The 16,915-nt window shown below is 63.5% G+C and carries 15 protein-coding genes; 10 read left to right on the top strand and 5 right to left on the bottom strand.

All coding sequences use genetic code 11. The features are described 5' to 3' along the window. On the bottom strand, positions 1 to 1,014 hold the full coding sequence (locus ACQKI2_RS10250; RefSeq protein WP_427379604.1) for a polyprenyl synthetase family protein: 1,014 nt from the start codon (positions 1,012 to 1,014) through the stop codon (positions 1 to 3). Between the two features lie 169 nt (positions 1,015 to 1,183). Here ACQKI2_RS10250 and ACQKI2_RS10245 point away from each other — a divergent pair, with 169 nt between their 5' ends. The 10 genes from ACQKI2_RS10245 to ACQKI2_RS10200 all read left to right on the top strand — a co-directional run bounded on the left by ACQKI2_RS10245 (position 1,184) and on the right by ACQKI2_RS10200 (position 13,133). After that, positions 1,184 to 1,672 carry a CC0125/CC1285 family lipoprotein gene (locus tag ACQKI2_RS10245; RefSeq protein WP_427379603.1) on the top strand — a complete coding sequence of 163 codons (489 nt, stop codon included), beginning with the start codon at positions 1,184 to 1,186 and terminating at the stop codon, positions 1,670 to 1,672. Beyond that, a complete protein-coding gene (locus tag ACQKI2_RS10240) occupies positions 1,672 to 1,878 on the top strand; it encodes a DUF2007 domain-containing protein (protein ID WP_427379602.1) in 207 nt (68 codons plus the stop codon). The genes ACQKI2_RS10245 and ACQKI2_RS10240 overlap by 1 nt, the downstream gene beginning before the upstream one ends. A 166-nt stretch (positions 1,879 to 2,044) precedes the next feature. Beyond that, positions 2,045 to 3,004: a type I pantothenate kinase gene (gene coaA, locus ACQKI2_RS10235; RefSeq protein ID WP_427379601.1), complete on the top strand. Its 960-nt coding sequence runs from the start codon at positions 2,045 to 2,047 to the stop codon at positions 3,002 to 3,004. Continuing rightward, positions 3,001 to 3,744, top strand: a complete 744-nt coding sequence (locus ACQKI2_RS10230) for a tRNA1(Val) (adenine(37)-N6)-methyltransferase (protein WP_427379600.1) — start codon at positions 3,001 to 3,003, stop codon at positions 3,742 to 3,744. The genes coaA and ACQKI2_RS10230 overlap by 4 nt, the downstream gene beginning before the upstream one ends. A gap of 264 nt (positions 3,745 to 4,008) precedes the next feature. Continuing rightward, complete coding sequence (locus ACQKI2_RS10225; RefSeq protein WP_427379599.1) at positions 4,009 to 4,896, top strand: glycine--tRNA ligase subunit alpha; 888 nt, start codon at positions 4,009 to 4,011, stop codon at positions 4,894 to 4,896. Between the two features lie 57 nt (positions 4,897 to 4,953). After that, the gene (locus tag ACQKI2_RS10220; RefSeq protein WP_427379598.1) at positions 4,954 to 5,487 is read left to right on the top strand and encodes a hypothetical protein; all 534 of its coding nucleotides are present in this window, start codon (positions 4,954 to 4,956) and stop codon (positions 5,485 to 5,487) included. 99 nt (positions 5,488 to 5,586) lie between these two features. After that, the gene (gene glyS, locus ACQKI2_RS10215; RefSeq protein ID WP_427379597.1) at positions 5,587 to 8,016 is read left to right on the top strand and encodes a glycine--tRNA ligase subunit beta; all 2,430 of its coding nucleotides are present in this window, start codon (positions 5,587 to 5,589) and stop codon (positions 8,014 to 8,016) included. Positions 8,017 to 8,167: 151 nt separating this feature from the next. Further along, the gene (ppdK, locus tag ACQKI2_RS10210) at positions 8,168 to 10,885 is read left to right on the top strand and encodes a pyruvate, phosphate dikinase (protein ID WP_427379596.1); all 2,718 of its coding nucleotides are present in this window, start codon (positions 8,168 to 8,170) and stop codon (positions 10,883 to 10,885) included. Between the two features lie 451 nt (positions 10,886 to 11,336). Next, positions 11,337 to 12,473, top strand: a complete 1,137-nt coding sequence (locus ACQKI2_RS10205; RefSeq protein WP_427379595.1) for a cell wall hydrolase — start codon at positions 11,337 to 11,339, stop codon at positions 12,471 to 12,473. 3 nt (positions 12,474 to 12,476) lie between these two features. Beyond that, entirely contained in the window at positions 12,477 to 13,133 is a 657-nt protein-coding gene (locus ACQKI2_RS10200; RefSeq protein WP_427379594.1) for an O-methyltransferase, read from the top strand. Here the strand turns inward: ACQKI2_RS10200 and ACQKI2_RS10195 are convergent. Genes ACQKI2_RS10195 through ACQKI2_RS10180 form a run of 4 tightly spaced genes read right to left on the bottom strand, consistent with a single transcriptional unit; the run spans position 13,130 to position 16,861 of the window. Beyond that, positions 13,130 to 13,939 carry an SDR family oxidoreductase gene (locus ACQKI2_RS10195; RefSeq protein WP_427379593.1) on the bottom strand — a complete coding sequence of 270 codons (810 nt, stop codon included), beginning with the start codon at positions 13,937 to 13,939 and terminating at the stop codon, positions 13,130 to 13,132. The two genes, ACQKI2_RS10200 and ACQKI2_RS10195, sit on opposite strands and share 4 nt — an antisense overlap. A 55-nt stretch (positions 13,940 to 13,994) precedes the next feature. Further along, positions 13,995 to 14,852, bottom strand: a complete 858-nt coding sequence (nadC, locus tag ACQKI2_RS10190) for a carboxylating nicotinate-nucleotide diphosphorylase (protein ID WP_427379592.1) — start codon at positions 14,850 to 14,852, stop codon at positions 13,995 to 13,997. Further along, a complete protein-coding gene (locus tag ACQKI2_RS10185) occupies positions 14,849 to 16,387 on the bottom strand; it encodes an L-aspartate oxidase (RefSeq protein WP_427379591.1) in 1,539 nt (512 codons plus the stop codon). Before ACQKI2_RS10185 ends, nadC begins: the two co-directional genes overlap by 4 nt. A gap of 12 nt (positions 16,388 to 16,399) precedes the next feature. Continuing rightward, positions 16,400 to 16,861 carry a hypothetical protein gene (locus ACQKI2_RS10180; RefSeq protein WP_427379590.1) on the bottom strand — a complete coding sequence of 154 codons (462 nt, stop codon included), beginning with the start codon at positions 16,859 to 16,861 and terminating at the stop codon, positions 16,400 to 16,402. Between the last annotated feature and the right edge of the window lie 54 nt (positions 16,862 to 16,915).

The raw sequence follows: 16,915 nt of genomic DNA, 5'->3' as shown, positions 1-16,915 counted from the left end.
TCAGTAAGCCCGGCTTACGCAGAAATCAGCGAGGTCTTCCAGCGCGTCGCGATAGGCCGATGTTGGCAGCGTGCGCAGCGCGCCCTTGGCAAGCGCTGCATAGGCCTCAGCCTCCTGCACGGTGGCCTCGGCCGCGCCGGTGGCGCGGATCAGGTGAACGGCATGGGCGAGGTCGGAATCTTCCTGCGTTTCTGGGTTCAGGGCGCGGTCCCAGAAGGCCCGGTCCTCGTCCGATCCCCGGCGGCGCGCAATGATCACCGGCAGGGTGATTTTGCCTTCGCGGAAATCATCGCCGACAGACTTGCCGATCACCGAAGTGGTCCCGCCATAATCGAGCGCGTCATCAATGATCTGGAAGGCGAGGCCAAGGTTCTTGCCATAGGTCGCCAGCGCGTCGGCGTGTTTCTCACCTCCGCCCGACATCGCGCCCGTCTCGGCGGCTGCTTCAAACAGGGCGCCGGTCTTGGCTTCGACGATAGCGAGGTATTCCTCGGTCGGCAGGTCGCGCGCAGCCATCGCGGCAAGCTGGCGCACTTCGCCTTCGGAAATGACGGTGGAGGCTGTGGCCAGCCGGTTCAGGATTTCCAGGCTGTTGGCTTCGACCAGCAGATTGAACGCCCGCGCAAACAGGAAATCCCCCACCAGGATCGAGGCCTTGTTGCCCCAGATCGCCTTGGCGGCGGGTTTGCCCCGGCGCAAGTCGCTCTCGTCCACCACATCATCATGCAGCAGGGTGGCGGTGTGAATGAATTCCACAGCGGCTGCCAGCGCATGGGTCGCAGGGGTCGCCTTGCCCACGGCATGGGCGGCGATCAGCGTGATCATCGGGCGCAGGCGCTTGCCGCCAGCCGAGACGATATAGCCCGAAAGGTCTGGAATGACGGCCACCGGGCTTGCCGCCCGCTCTGCCAGCAGGCGTTCCACGGCGATCAGGTCATCTGCAACAAGTGCCTGCATGCGCTCCGTGATCGAGGAGAGCTGGGCCTTGCTCTTCGGTTTTGGCGCGAGGGTCAAACGGGGCACTCCGGCAGCGGGGGTCTTAACATAGGTAAATCTACGCAAATACCCGGGCAACTCGACGTGGCACCGGGCCGCATGCCTTTGAGCGCATTGGCGCGGGCCCGGCAATAGGATAGCGTGCAACCACCTGACAGGTAGGTGCGTTTAGCTTGGTATGACCCCCATGAAACCTCTATTCATTGCCCTCGGGGCGCTTTCCCTGGCCGCCTGCGCGACCACCCCGGTCTATGGCCCTGCGGCCAAGGAGGGGGCCATGGGCTACACCTCCCAGCAGATCGAGGCGGGCCGTCACAGGATTGCCTACACTGACAAGGATCCCGGCAAGGCGCGCAATCTGGCGCTGCTGCGGGCGTCCGAGATCACGCTCATGGAAGGCAGGGACTGGTTTGAGATAACCTCCGAATATGTAGACGTTGAGGCTGATCGCAGCGGCGGCTCCTCCCTCAGCATCGGCGGCGGCACCGGTTCCTATGGCCGCTCGTCCAGCGTCGGCGTCGGGGTGGGTTTCGGCATTCCCCTGGGCGGGGGAAGCTCGAGCGGAAAAGCGACGGCGGTTCTGGAGATCGTCACCGGCGCCAATCCGAAGCCCGAGAAGGCCACCGTTTATGATGCCCGCTCGGTCGATATGAACCTGCGCGGCCACATCCAGTAATGGAAGAAGTGCTCCGCACAAACGACCCGGTTAAGCTGTCCTATGCCCAGCATCTGCTGGCAGAGGCGGGTATTGAGGGCTTTGTCGCCGATCAGCATATCTCGGCCATCGAGGGCAATATCGGCGCATTTCCGCGCAGACTGATGGTTAAGAGCGACGACAAGCTGCGCGCCGATGCCCTGCTCGCCGAATTGCGCCGGGAGTAGGGGCCCCGTGTTCCTTCCCTTGCGTCGGACTTGAACCGCGCGCCAAAGTCTTCAAGAGAAAATCCCGAATTTAACTAGGGGTGTAGCGCGTATGGCCGATCCTCTTATATCTTTGGCAGGCGTCCGGGCCTTGCCGGGACATTTCGGAGCCGACGGGATCGCGCCTATGCACCAGCTTGAACCGGCGGGCAGGTATTCGCCCTATCATGTCTTCACGGCGGCCGAATGGGCGCAGTTCCGGGCTGATACGCCGCTGACGCTCACCGGGGATGAAGTCCGCCGTCTCTCTTCCCTTTATGATCCGGTCGATCTGGACGAGGTGCGCCGCATCTATCTGGCGCTTTCCCGGCTGCTCTCGGCGCATGTCGAGACAGTGCAGCGCCTCTTTCATCAACGCCGCGCCTTCTTCAGCACGCCCGATGCTGCGCCCTCGCCCTTCATCATCGGCATGGCCGGCTCGGTTTCGGCCGGCAAATCGACCACCGCCCGTATCCTCAAGGAGCTGCTTGGACGCTGGCCTGCCAGCCCGAAGGTCGATCTCGTCACCACAGACGGCTTTCTCTATCCCAATGCTGTGCTGCAGGCGCAGGGGCTGATGCAGCGCAAGGGTTTCCCGGAAAGCTATGATGTCGGCGCGCTCCTGCGCTTCCTCTCCACCATCAAGTCGGGCGAGCGCAATGTCCGCGCGCCGGTCTATTCCCACATGACCTATGACGTGATCCCCGGCGAATATGTCACGGTGGACCGGCCAGACATCCTCATCTTCGAGGGGCTGAACGTGCTGCAGACGCGGGACTTGCCCCGTGATGGCAAGATCGTGCCGTTCCTGTCAGATTTCTTCGACTTCTCGATCTATATTGATGCCGATGAGGAATTGCTGCGGGAATGGTATATCGCGCGCTTCATGCGCTTGCGGGAAACCGCCTTCCGCAGCCCGGAATCCTACTTCCACCGGTATTCCACCTTTTCCGAAGCCGAAGCGCTGCAAACCGCCATCGGCCTCTGGGAGAACATCAACCTGAAAAACCTGCACGAGAATATCCTGCCCACCCGCCCGCGCGCCGATCTGATCCTGCGCAAGGGGGCAGACCATCTCGTCAGCGAAGTCGCCCTGAGGCGGCTATGACCGCGCCCGAAGAAGAGACTACCGAAGACACCGTCTATCAGGGCCGGGTTCGCCTGGTTCAGCCGGTGAAGGGCTTTCGCACGGGCTTTGATTCCCTGCTTCTCGCCGCCGCGCTGCCGGCGTTGGACAAGGGCGAGGCGCTGGAGCTTGGCTGCGGGTGTGGCGGCGCGCTGCTGCCAGCGGCATGGCGGATGCCGGGCGTGTCCTTCACCGGTCTCGAATTGTCCGGAAATGTCACGAGAATGGCCAGAGAGGGCGCCCGCCTGAACGGGTTTGCCCCCCGCGTGACCATCGAAAATACCGAAGCGTCAGAATGGGTTAAGCCCCATGAAAACCGCTTTGACCTTGTGTTCGCCAACCCGCCTTATTTTGAGCCCGGAAAAATTTCAGAGCCGGGGGAAGGGAAGGTGGCTGCCTATATCGAGACCCTTTCGCTGGAAGGGTGGATCAAGGCGATGGTCCATGCCGCAAAGCCCCGCGCCCCGGTGATCCTTGTCCACCGCGCGGCCGAGCTTGCCCGCATTCTGGCCCAGATGGACCGTCAGGCGGGCGAGATTACCGTGCTGCCGGTTGCCTCCAAGACGGGCGATCCTGCCCGGCGCGTGCTGGTGCGCGGCCGCAAGGGGCTAAAGCGCGGCCCGCTCACCCTTCTGCCACCCCTGATCACGCATACGGAGGATGGCAGCGCGCGAACTGCGGCCGCGCAGGCCATCATCGAAGGCCATCCCTTGGCCTGGTAGCGGCGATTTACCCTTGAACCCCGCGGAAAAGCCCTCAAACTGAACCTGACGGCAATCTGACGCCGGGGGACCGCTCCCATGTTCACCTTTCTCTTCATCGCCAGCCTGGCGCTTGGCCTGTTCATCGCTATCTACGGCGCCTTTGGCACGCGCGACCATAATGGTTCCGGCAAGAAGAAAGGCTGGTGGTAGGCGGCCCCCCGGTTGCGAACTGTCCCGGGCGGCGCTAGGTGCGGGAGTGTATCAAACGCCGGAACGCCCCGCATGTCTGCCCCAAAAGCCTACGCCAAGCCGAAATCCTTCCAGGACCTGATCCTGACGCTGCAGGCCTATTGGGGCGCGCAGGGCTGCGCGATCCTTCAGCCCTATGACATGGAAGTCGGCGCCGGCACGCTGCATCCGGCCACTGTGCTGCGCGCGCTGGGCCCCAAGAACTGGCGCGCCGCCTATGTCCAGCCCAGCCGCCGCCCCAAGGATGGCCGTTATGGCGAAAACCCCAACCGGCTCGGCCACTATTACCAGTATCAGGTCATCCTGAAGCCGAACCCGCCAAACCTTCAGGATCTCTATCTCGAAAGTCTCTACCGCATCGGCATTGACCCGGCGGTGCATGACATCCGCTTCGTGGAAGACGACTGGGAAAACCCGACCGTCGGCGCCTGGGGCCTCGGCTGGGAAGTCTGGTGCGACGGGATGGAAGTCAGCCAGTACACCTATTTCCAGCAGGTCGGCGGGCTCGACGTGTTCCCGGTCTCCGGCGAGTTGACCTATGGCCTCGAGCGCCTCGCCATGTATGTTTTCGGCGTCGATAATGTCTACGATCTGCCTTTCAACGATCCGGACTCGGCTGTCCCGCTGACCTATGGCGACGTGTTCCTGGAAAACGAGCGCCAGCAGAGCGCGTTCAATTTCGAATATTCCGATGTCGAGATGCTGAAGCGCTGGTTTGCCGATTGCGAAAGCCAGTCGGTCGCTCTGCGCGAAGCGGGCAAACCGCTGCCCGCCTATGACTATGCCCTGAAGGCCTCTCACACCTTCAACCTGATCGACGCCCGCGGCGCCATCAGCCCGACTGAGCGCCAGGCCTATATCGCCCGCGTCCGCGACCTCGCGCGCGGCGCCGCCGCCCAGTGGGCCGAGCAGCAGGCCTGAAACTTCGGGTGAACGGATCTCGGGCTCAGGCGTTGATAGCGCCAGAGGAGATTTCCGATGAAACCATTTTACGCCCTGTTTGCGCTGACGCTGGCGGCCTCCGCAGCCGCCTGCAAGCCTTCCCCCCAGGCGGAAAGCGTGAGCGCGGGGACGCCGGAGGCGGCGGCTTCCCACTCTCCGGCGGTGGCGGCAGCCACGCACTCTCCGCCAGCGGGTGAGCCTGACGCCGCAGACACTCTGGCGCTCACGCCGTTTGAGCCTACCACCGCCGAAATCTATTGCCGCTTCCAGCGCCAGGCCGAAAACGGGGAGCTGGGCGGCGCGCTGTTCATCACCGAAATTGCCGGTGTTCCAGCCCCTGCAGCCATCGGGCTGGAAGGGCAGGCTGTTCGCCTGGAAGAGGTCTCCAAGACAGAGCAGGAGGGCGCTGCCATCTGGACCTACCGCAATGCCGAGCGGCCGGTGGAAGTTCAGCTGACTCTCACCAAAACGGACCAGGGTTTCGAATACCGCGCCTATGAAGGCACAATCCGGATTGTGGACCCGGCGCTGGGCGAAATCATCCCCATCGAAGGGACCTGCGGGGTCTGAGGCCAGCGGCCGCTGCGCAATCCATAGCCCCGCCCGCTTGACCCTGCCGCCCGTAGCTGTAAGCCGTGCCCACCCCTAATTCCGGCGATTGCAGGGCCCATGTCCGAACTCCTGATCGAACTCTTCTCCGAAGAAATCCCCGCGCGCATGCAGGCGAAGGCGGAGGCCGACCTTCTGGCCGCCCTCACGCAGCGGCTGAAAGAAGCCGGCCTTGGCTGGAAGAATGCCTTTGCCGTCTCCGGCCCGCGCCGCCTGACGGCGGTGATCGAGGGGCTGGACGCGCGCTCTGCCGATGTGCGCGAAGAGAAGAAAGGCCCCAAGGTCGGCGCGCCGGAACAGGCCGTGGCCGGTTTCCTGCGCGGGGCAGGGCTCACTGACATCAGCGAAGCTGAAATCGTCTCCGATCCCAAGAAAGGCGACTTCTACGTTGCCTATTCCACCGTTGAAGGCCGCGACGCGAAAGACGTGATCGCCGAGGCTGTGCCCGCCATCATCCGCGAATTCCATTGGCCCAAATCCATGCGCTGGGGCACCGGGGAGCTGCGCTGGGTGCGCCCGCTGCAGGGCATTGTCTGTGTACTGGATGGCAAAGCCGTTCCCCTGGAAGTGGGCGGCGTTGCCAGCGGCAACACCACCGAAGGCCACCGCGTGCATGGCCGCGGCCCTTATACGGTTACGGGGTGGGCGGATTATAAGACGCAGCTTGAAGGGCAGGGGAAGATCGTCCTTTCCCGCGATGATCGCCGCGCGGCCATCCTGAAGGGCATCGAACAGGTCTGCGCCGGCGCGGGCCTGCAATGGATCGAGGACAAGGGCCTTCTCGAAGAGGTCGTGGGCCTCGCCGAACATCCCGTGGTCGTCCTTGGACAGATGGACCCTGATTTCCTTGACCTGCCACCCGAAGTCATCACCCTGTCGATGCGCACCCACCAGAAATACTTCGCCGCCAATGACGCGAAGACCGGCAAGCTCGCGCCAAACTTCATCGTCGTCGCCAATATCTCCGCCAGCGATGGCGGCAAGAAGATTGCCGAAGGCAATGCGCGCGTGCTTTCCGCGCGTCTCTCGGATGCCCGCTTCTTCTGGGAGAAGGACAAGGCGACGCCGCTGGAGGTGATGGGCGAAAAGCTCAAAACCATCGCCTTCAAGGAAGAACTCGGGAGCCTGGGCGACAAGGTGGAACGCGTCGCCGCGCTCGCCCGCGAACTCGCCCCGAAAGTTGGCGCAGACGCAGACCTCGCCGAACGCGCCGCCCGCCTCGCCAAGGCCGATCTCGTGTCTGAAATGGTCGGCGAGTTCCCGGAACTTCAGGGCGTGATGGGGCGGTATTATGCGCTCGCCGCCGGCGAAGACGCAAGCGTCGCCGACGCCATCCGCGATCATTACAAACCCCAGGGCCCGAGCGACTCTGTTCCCGCCGAGCCGGTGTCGGTAGCTGTCGCGCTGGCCGACAAGCTCGATACGCTGGTCGGCTTCTGGGCCATTGACGAAAAACCGACAGGCTCGAAAGACCCGTTTGCTCTGCGCCGGGCTGCGTTGGGTGTTGTCAGAACAATTGTTCTATCTGGCTTGCCTCTACCGCTTCAATCCACACTGCTGGAAGTTGCATTGAAGAATTTTGCGGAGACGCCTTTTGACTGGATGAGTGAGCCTGCTCTTATGGACGCCTCTCATTTTAATGATGAGTTCCTTCATCAGTTAGATCGAATCCGTGTGTACGGAGTTTTCGGCTATTTGCTAAAATCACAAACAAGCTACGACGCCCAAAAAACTCTAGCTTTGCAAATTGAAAAGAAGCTTCCGCTACCGGTTGATGAAACTAGCGAACAGCTAAATGCTCGAATTCACAACTTGCCCAAATTCTCTGCTGAACTTTCTTGGCTGCATTCCGCCAGAATTATTGTTTCGGAGGAATGGTCGCGCGAGGAAATTCGTCAGGAATGGGGTGAAGATAGCGAAGACGTTCCGGAAAAAATTCGGAAGGCTCTTGAGCCGCTTGTCGAAGACCTCCTCTCCTTCTTCGCCGACCGCCTCAAACAAGTCCTCCGCGATCAGGGCAAGCGTCACGATCTGATCGATGCCGTCTTCGCCCTCGGCGAGGATGATCTCGTTCTCATCGTCAAGCGGGTCGAGGCGCTCGCCACCTTCCTCGCCACCGAGGATGGGGCAACGCTGCTGGCGGGCTATCGCCGCGCCGCCAACATCCTGAAGGCCGAAGAGAAGAAGGGCGCGCTGCCGGAAGGGCTGGCGGTTGATCCCGCCCTCATCGCCAAGGGCCCCGCAGAGGAACAGGCCCTCTGGAAAGCGCTGGAACAGGCCGAGGCAAAACTCGAAGCGCCCCTCAAGGCAGAGGACTTTGCCGGCGCGATGGGCGTGCTCTCCGGCCTGCGCGGCCCGGTGGACGCTTTCTTCGAGGCGGTGATGGTCAATGATTCGGACGCCAAAGTGCGGGAAAACCGTCTCGCCCTGCTGCTGGCGGTGCGCGGCGCGCTCCACAAGGTGGCCGATTTCTCGAAAATTGAGGGCTGAGGCGGCCCCATCCTACCGATATAGGGGCCCGATAAGAGGGCGCGGCATTTGCATGACTGGCAATTCGCACGCGCATGCAGCATAGGACTTGCAAGCTGGCCGCCAGGCTTGGGGGCCGGAAGATCAAAGCTGAACACGGGGAACGCTTCGTATGAGCAACGCCGCAGTAAAAAACGCTGACGAAACATGGGTTTACGCTTTCGGAGGCGGAACCGCCGATGGCGACGCCTCGATGCGTAACCTGCTCGGGGGCAAGGGCGCAAACCTTGCCGAAATGGCAAAGCTGGGCCTGCCTGTGCCGCCCGGCTTCACGATTTCAACGGCTGTCTGCGTTGCGTATTACGAAAATGCCCGCGCCTATCCCGCCACGCTGGAGGCCCAGGTCGCCGCCGCCCTGGCAGACCTTGAAGCCAAGACCGGCAAGGGCTTTGGCGATCCGGCCAATCCGCTGCTCGTCTCCGTCCGCTCGGGCGCGCGCGCCTCGATGCCGGGCATGATGGACACGGTGCTGAACCTTGGTCTCAACGAAGAAGTCGCCGCCGGCCTCGCGGGCAAGGCAGGCGACCGCTTCGCCTATGACAGCTATCGCCGCTTCATCCAGATGTATTCCAACGTCGTCCTCGGCATGGGCCATGACGAGTTCGAACACATCCTTGATGACTATAAAGAGCGCGAAGGCCTCGACCTCGACACGGACCTCTCGGCCGATAACTGGAAACAGGTCATCGTCCGCTACAAGGATGCCGTGCAGAAGGAACTCGGCCGCCCGTTCCCGGAAGACCCGCGCGAACAGCTCTGGGGCGCCATTTCCGCTGTCTTCAATTCCTGGATGTCGGACCGCGCGATCATCTATCGCAAGCTCAACGATATTCCCGAAAGCTGGGGCACGGCCGTCAACGTCCAATCCATGGTGTTCGGCAATCTGGGCGACACCTCCGCCACCGGCGTTGCCTTCACGCGCGACCCGTCCAACGGCTCGCCGATCTTCTATGGCGAATACCTGATCAACGCTCAGGGTGAAGACGTTGTGGCCGGCATCCGCACGCCTGCGCCGATCTCGCGGGAGCGCGCCAACACGCTCGGCTCCTCCGATGCCCCGCTCGAAGAGGCGATGCCGGAAGTCTACAAACAGCTGATCGACGTCGCCAATACGCTGGAGCGTCACTACAAGGACATGCAGGACATCGAGTTCACCGTCGAAGACGGCACGCTCTACATGCTGCAGACCCGTAATGGCAAACGCACCGCCGCTGCCGCCGTGAAGATTGCCGTGGACATGGTTCGCGAAGGTCTGATCACGGAAGATGAGGCGCTGCTGCGGATTGACCCGGCGGCCCTTGACCAGCTGCTGCACCCGCGCATCCCCAGCGATGACGAGAACAAGAAGCTCGGCAAGCCGAACTATGATGTGGCCTTCAAGGGCCTGCCCGCCAGCCCCGGCGCCGCTGTTGGCCGCGTCGTGTTCGATTCCGAAGAGGCGTTCCATATGGCCGCCAAGGGCGAGGATGTGATCCTCGTCCGTGTCGAGACGAGCCCGGACGATATCAAGGGCATGCACGCGGCCCGCGCCATCGTTACCGCGCGTGGCGGCATGACCAGCCACGCCGCCGTTGTGGCGCGCGGCATGGGCCGTCCCTGCGTCTGCGGCGCGTCGGACCTGCGCATCGACACCGCCAAAGGCGAGTTCACCGCCCGTGGCCGCAGCTTCAAGAAGGGCGACATGATCACGGTGGACGGCGTCAATGGCCGTGTCATCGCCGGCGCTGTCGATCTGATCAATCCGGACCTTTCGGGTGATTTCGGCGAGCTGATGGGCTGGGCCGACAAGCGCCGCAAGCTGAAGGTTCGCGCCAATGCCGAAACGCCGCTCGACACGCGCACTGCGGTCGAGTTCGGCGCCGAAGGCGTCGGCCTCTGCCGCACCGAGCATATGTTTTTCGAGGAAGAGCGTATCCCGGCCGTGCGCACGATGATCCTCTCCAATGACGAGACGGGCCGCCGCGAGGCGCTTGCCAAGCTGCTGCCGATGCAGCGCTCGGACTTTGAGGAAATCTTCCACATCCTGGGCGAGCGCCCGGCCACCATTCGCCTGCTTGATCCGCCGCTGCATGAATTCCTGCCGCATACCGATGAAGACATCGCCGGTGTGGCCAAGGCGTCGGGCCTCAGCGCCGAGGAACTGCGCCGCCGCGCGGCAGATCTGCACGAGTCCAACCCGATGCTCGGCCATCGCGGCTGCCGCCTCGGCATCACCTATCCTGAAATCTACGAGATGCAGGCCCGCGCCATTTTCGAGGCGGCTGTGAATGTCTCGAAAGAAGGCAAGCTGAAGCCGGTTCCGGAAGTCATGATCCCACTGGTGGCCACCCACCGCGAACTCGACATCCTGAAAAAGCTGGTCGACGAGACGGCCAAAAAGGTCTTCGCGGAAACGGGCGTGACGCTCGATTACATGGTCGGCACGATGATCGAGCTGCCCCGCGCCGCGCTCGCGGCTGGGGAAATCGCCCAGGCCGCCGAATTCTTCTCCTTCGGCACCAACGACCTTACCCAGACAACCCTGGGCATTTCCCGTGATGATGCGGGCAAATTCCTGCCGGCCTATTCCGAAAAGGGCATCTACGAGAAAGACCCCTTCGTTACCCTGGACCAGGAAGGCGTCGGCGAACTCGTCAAGATCGCCGCCGAGCGCGGCCGCAAGACGCGGGGCGATATCAAGCTCGGGATCTGCGGGGAACATGGCGGGGACCCGGCATCGGTTGAATTCTGCCACCGCGCCGGCCTCGATTACGTTTCCTGCTCGCCTTACCGGGTGCCGATTGCCCGTCTCGCGGCGGCACAGGCCGCCATCCGCGGGGCGAAAAAGTAGCGGTTCCGGGAGGTTCGGCCCAAAAGCCGGACCGCCTTGAACGTTGCATTTGTGCAACAACTTGACATTTCATACACAGGGGACGGAGTCGCTTGCGGCTCCGTTTTTCTTATATTTTTCAGATAATTATACCGTTTTCTTCGCGCGTTGCGCGAATCCCGGGATTCGGCCCGGTTCCAAGGCTTTCTGAATTGTCACTCAGGAATCTGGCTGAAATATTGCTAGATAGTTGCGGGTGGGCCAAGTCCCTCCGGTCCCTGCGGGGTCTGGCCGGGCACTTTCGGCCAAATAGAAACGAATAAATCTCGGACACTCCGGGGCGTCAGGCAAAGCAATAATTGCCGGCCGGGGATAAAGAGGAGCGGTGATGTTAAGGTTTCTTAAACCAGGCCGGGTGAGTGTGTCCCGGGTTAAAGGGCTGCGTGAAAAGCTCACACGGTGGTGGCTTGGAATGACCGACCAGGAACAGCGCGACGTTTTCATTCGCGGCGGCATGGTTGCCGTTGTCGCGGTTACGGCGTCCGTTTCGCTTCCGGCGATCTCTGAACAACAGGCAGGCCTGCGCGCCGACGCGGAATTCCGCGCCGAAGCCGAGCGGCTCGCCCTTTATGAAGATGGCGGCCTGGCCGTCCGCACCGCCAGCCACACGCCGGCGCTGATGGACTCGCCCTGGCTGCGCACTGTCGAATACACCCTGAAGCGCGACATCGACTCCTCGATGAGCCGCTATGCCATGCGCGACCGCGATGGCGCGGCCCTCGCCTCGCTTGCCTCTTTCCGCCCTGAGCAGATCCAGCGCGCCGAAACGATCGATGCCGAGCTGATGTGCATGGCGCAGGCCGTCTATTACGAATCGGCCTGGGAGCCGATCAACGGCCAGATCGCCGTGGCTGAAGTGATCGCCAACCGTGTTCGCGACCATCGCTATCCCGACAGCGTTTGCGGCGTCGTCTTCCAGGGCGCCACCCGCACCACCGGCTGCCAGTTCACCTTCACCTGTGATGGGTCGATGGACCGGAACAAGCCGGCCGGGGAGGCCTGGGACCGGGCCCAGCGGATTGCCGCCCATGTCATGATGGGCCTCAATGAGGACCGCACGGGCGGGGCCACCCATTATCACGCCACCTATGTTGATCCGGTCTGGAATGCCGGCCTGATCAAGACCAAACAGGTTGGCCTGCACATCTTCTACCGCTTCCCGCGCGGCGCCGAATGGGCGAGCGTGGAGCGCAATTTCGAGGCCCGCAAGCGCCAGACCGAGCTGCGCCTGGCTGAGCTGGACGCCACGAAGGAAGCCGATATGGCCGCCCTCGACGAAGGCCTGCTGTTTGCAGACGCCTCCAGCGCGGCCGATGACGGCTATTACACCATCACGCCGACCGTGGCGCCTGCCGGCGTCACCACCTCCACCCGCACGGTCTCGGCGCCTGCGCCGCGCCTGATGTCGGTGCAGACGGTGAAAACCGTGAAGGCGGATGCTCCGGTTGTGGCCGCGCCGGTCGCCGAGGAGGCTGCTGTGCCCGCGCCGGTCGTCATCGACGACTATCTTGCCCGCCAGCTCGAAGCCGCCCGCGCCGCCGCCCAGTAGGCCATGGCAGACAAACCGATCTTTGAGGCCGTCGATCAGTTCATCGACGGCCTTTTTGTATCCGAGGATCAGGCGCTCATCCGGCTGCGCCAGCGGGCAGCAGAGGCGGGCCTGCCGCATATTGAAGTGTCAGCCGGGCAGGGGAAGCTGCTCTACCTGCTCGCCAAACTCATCGGCGCCCGCCGTATTCTCGAAATCGGCACGCTGGGCGGCTATTCCGGCGTATGGCTTGGCCGCGCGCTTCCGGGCGATGGCGAGTTGGTCACGCTTGAACTCGACCCCGCCTATGCCGCCTTCGCCCGCACATCGTTCAACGAGGCGGGCATCGGCTCGCAGACGTTGATCCTTCCCGGCCCAGCACGTGTGTCGCTGGCCAGCCTCACCGGTCCCTTCGATCTCGTTTTCCTTGACGCCAACAAGGACGAGTATCCGGAATATCTTGCGGAGGCCGCGCGCCTCTTGCGCCCCGGCGGGTTGCTGCTGGCAGACAATGTTGTGCGCAAAGGCGCGGTGCTTGATCCGCCAGCGGACGATCCCATGGCGAAGGGCGCTGCGCGCTTCCTTGCAGAGCTTTCAGCTCACCCGCAGTTTGAAGCGATCGTGCTTCAGCAGGTGGGCCTCAAGGGCCATGATGGCCTCGCTCTGGCGATCCGGCGTTAGTCCCTCGCCGGAACATTCTTCCGGATATTCTTCCGCACAAGGCCGGGCAGCCAGCGTGTCATGAAGCGCGCCTTTTCTGCGTCCCCGCCCACCATGTAATAGATGTCGTCGCCTTGCGCGGCTTCCCACACTTTCTCGGCCGCCATGGAGACGGGATAAACCTTGGCGCCGTTCTCCTTCATCTGGTCGGACATCTTCACATTGGCGCCCTCCTTGTTGCCCATCTCCAGGATGGGCGTGTCCACAAACCAGGGCATCAGCGTGGTGACACGGATGCCCAGATCCCGGAATTCAGCGTCCAGCGCTTCTGTCAGCCCACGGACGGCCCATTTCGACGCGGAATAGACCGCCAGTTGCGGCGCGCCCACAATGCCGGCGGTTGACGCGGTGTTGATGATGCGCGCGCCCGGCGTTGCCTTCAGCAGGGGCAGGGCGGCATACACGCCGTTCACTACGCCCTTCACATTGATGTCGATCACAAGATCGGAATCTTCGGGCGGCACATCCTCAAACCAGCCATGGCGGCCGATGCCGGCATTGTTGAACAGCACGTCCATCTTGCCTCCGGTGGCGGCGCCAAAGCCCTCCATGGCGGCGGCCCACTCAGCGCGTTTGGTCACGTCGAGTTTGGCGAGGTGGCAATTGTCTGCGCCGATCTCTGCGGCGACCGACTTCAGGCCCGTCTCGTTGATGTCATAAAGGCCGCAGAACCAGCCCTTGCGCGCAAAATAGCGCGCGGTTTCCGCGCCGATGCCCGAGGCTGCGCCCGTGATGAAGATTGCCTTGCGGCCGTTTGCGCCTGCCATGTTTTCCTCCGCCATGATCTGTCACTGGCCGTGCCAGTGTTTGCGGTGGAGACTGTCAGACCACATCGAGGCCGAGGTCAAGATTGGGGGCTGAATGTGTCAGCGCGCCGGACGAAATAAAGTTCACGCCCGTCTCGGCAATCGCGCCCACCGTCTCCAAGGTTACCCCACCGGAAGCTTCCAGGGCCACACGCCCACCCGTCATCGCCACCGCCTCGCGTAGCTGGTCGAGGCTCATGTTATCCAGCAGGATGGCGTGGGCGCCATGCTTCAGCGCCTCTTCGAGCTGGGCCAAGGTATCCACCTCGATCTCGATCATCCGCAGATGTCCGGCATAGGCTTTGGCCCGCTCCAGCGTTGCGGCAATCGAGCCTCCGCAGGCGGCAATATGATTGTCCTTGATCAGGATCGCGTCGTCCAGGCCATAGCGGTGAGACGTGCCCCCGCCACAGCGCACGGCCCGCTTCTCCAGCGCCCGGTGCCCCGGCGTGGTCTTCCGGGTACAGACAACCTTTGCCTGTGTGTGGGCTACCGCCTCAACATATTTCCGCGTCAGGCTGGCGACGCCGGAAAGCCGCCCCAGGAAATTCAGCATCGTGCGTTCGGCAATCAGGATGGACCGCGCAGAGCCTGAAAGCCGCGCCACCACATCGCCGGGCGTCAGCGCGCTGCCATCGGGCTTTTCGATCTGAAGTTTCAACTCAGGGTCCACCAGCTGCGCGGCATAGGCGGCCGCGTCCAGCCCTGCAATCACGCCGGGCCTCCGCGCCGCGATCACCACCGAAAGCCGCGTTTCAGGCGGAATGGTCGCATCCGTCGTCAGATCGCCCGCCCGACCCAGATCTTCGGCCAGCGCCAGGCGCACAATCGGATCAAGGATGATCGGGGAAAGAGGGGGGATATAGGGTGTCATACGGTCATCGCCTCACGGCTTACTTGAAATACAAACTGGCGCTCGGGCGTGCCGGTTTCGGGGAAATCGGTGCGGAAGTGGCCGCCGCGGCTTTCGGTGCGGGCCAACGCGCCGCTGGCGATGAGGCGCGCGGCGGTCAGCTGCGGCGCGCCGGGGCAGCCGGCTTCCAGCCGCTCAATCAGGCCCAGCAGCTCTGTCAGCCCGCCTGCTTCGCGCACCACGCCGCAATGGCGCGACATGGCTTCGCGCAGGGCCAGCATGTCCGGCCCGGTGAGGCGCGGGGTCGCCCGGCCGCTGCTGGCGCCTGCTTCGGAAAGGTCTGCGTCGCGCAGGCGCCGGGCAATCCGCTCGGCAAACACCACCGCTTCGAGCAGCGAGTTCGAGGCGAGCCGGTTGGCGCCATGCGCCCCAGTGGACGAACACTCTCCGCATACGGATAGGCCGTCCAGGGTGGAGCGTCCCCAGAGATCGGAAACGATGCCGCCCATATGGTAGTGCGCGGCAGGGGCCACCGGGATCATGTCGCGGCGCGGATCAATGTTGGCGCTCATGCAGGCGGCAAATACGGTCGGGAAATGGTGCGGGAATTCTTCGCCCACCGCCGTGATGCAATTGAGGAATGCGCCGCGCCCGGCCGCGCGCTCGGCATGAATGGCGCGGGCCACCTCGTCGCGCGGGGCAAGCTCTGCCAGCGGATGATAGTCCGCCATAAAGGCGCGCCCGTCAGAATTGTGCAGCGTGGCGCCTTCTCCGCGCAGCGCCTCGGTGGCCAGCGGGGCAGGGTCGCGGCCAATGTCGATGCCGGTGGGATGGAACTGCACAAACTCCAGATCGGCCAGCACGGCGCCGGCCACATGCGCCATGGCGATGGCTTCGCCCTGCGCTTCCTTGGGGTTGGTCGTCACGCGGTAAAGCCCGCCTGATCCCCCCGTGCACAGAACGGTTTCCCGCGCCGATTTGACAAACGGCCGGCCATTGCTGCCTCGCAGGATAACCCCGCCGATCCGTCCGTGCACATCCTGCAGCAGCGCCTCGGCCCGCGCCCCTTCGATCAGCTCTATATGTGGGGCCGCCGCGACGGCGGCCACCAGCGCGTCCATGATCGCCTTGCCGGCAAGGTCCCCTGAAACCCGCGCCACGCGCGGATGGGAGTGGGCCGCCTCCAGAGACAGGGCGAGCTGCCCGTCCGGCGTGCGGTCAAACGGCACGCCGAGGGCCACCAGATCGCGCACCCGCGCCGGGCCATCTTCCGCGATCAGCCGGGCAATCACCGGGTCCACAAGGCCCGCTCCGGCGGCCACGGTATCGGCGGCATGCTGGGCCGGGCTGTCGAGCGGGTGGAGCGCGGCGGCGAGGCCTCCCTGCGCCCAGGCAGAAGAGGACGCCTGACCCAGCGGGGCCGGCGAGACAACAAGGCAGGGGCGGGGCGCCAGCTTCAGCGCCAGGAACAGGCCGGCAAGGCCCGCCCCGACGATCAGCACATCCGTCGCGGCCCCCGCGCCGGCCTGGAGGCGGTCATCTGTCCCCGCAATCATGGTTCTGTCCGATCAGGAAATGCCGTCATTCGCGCGGCGGAACTCCACCGGCGCGGTGACAGCAGAGACGAGCGCTCCGAACATGCGTTCGTGAGACTGGATCGTCAGCGTGAAATTGTCAGGAACATAGAGCAGGCCTTCAAATTTCGACTCCAGCATCTCCTCAATGGTGGAGCGGATCGATACCTGATCGCCAAACCGGCGCGCTTCGCATGACTGGCGCACAACCGAGCGGCCCCACATGGAACACATCTCGACCGCCGTCAGTTCGCACGTATAGCGCCCTTCTTCCGGATGCGGAGACAGGCGCATCGTGCCGCTCATCACGCATTGGCCGCTGCGATAGGGGCTGGTCTGGAAGCTCCAGCTGCCCAGCACATCTGACGGGTCTTTGCTCTTGCCCGAATTGGCGAGCGCCGGGCTCACCATCATGCAGGCCATCACCAGCACCGCTGCAATCCGTCCACCGAACATCCGCAAGGTCATCCTCCTGAACACGCCATGCTGACTTCAACCCTCCGGGCCATC

It is taken from the genome of Hyphomonas sp. NPDC076881, assembly GCF_050269995.1.
GTDB lineage: Bacteria > Pseudomonadota > Alphaproteobacteria > Caulobacterales > Hyphomonadaceae > Hyphomonas.
The sequence above is the reverse complement of the archived record's forward strand: the minus strand, read 5'-3'. Positions and strand labels throughout refer to the sequence as shown.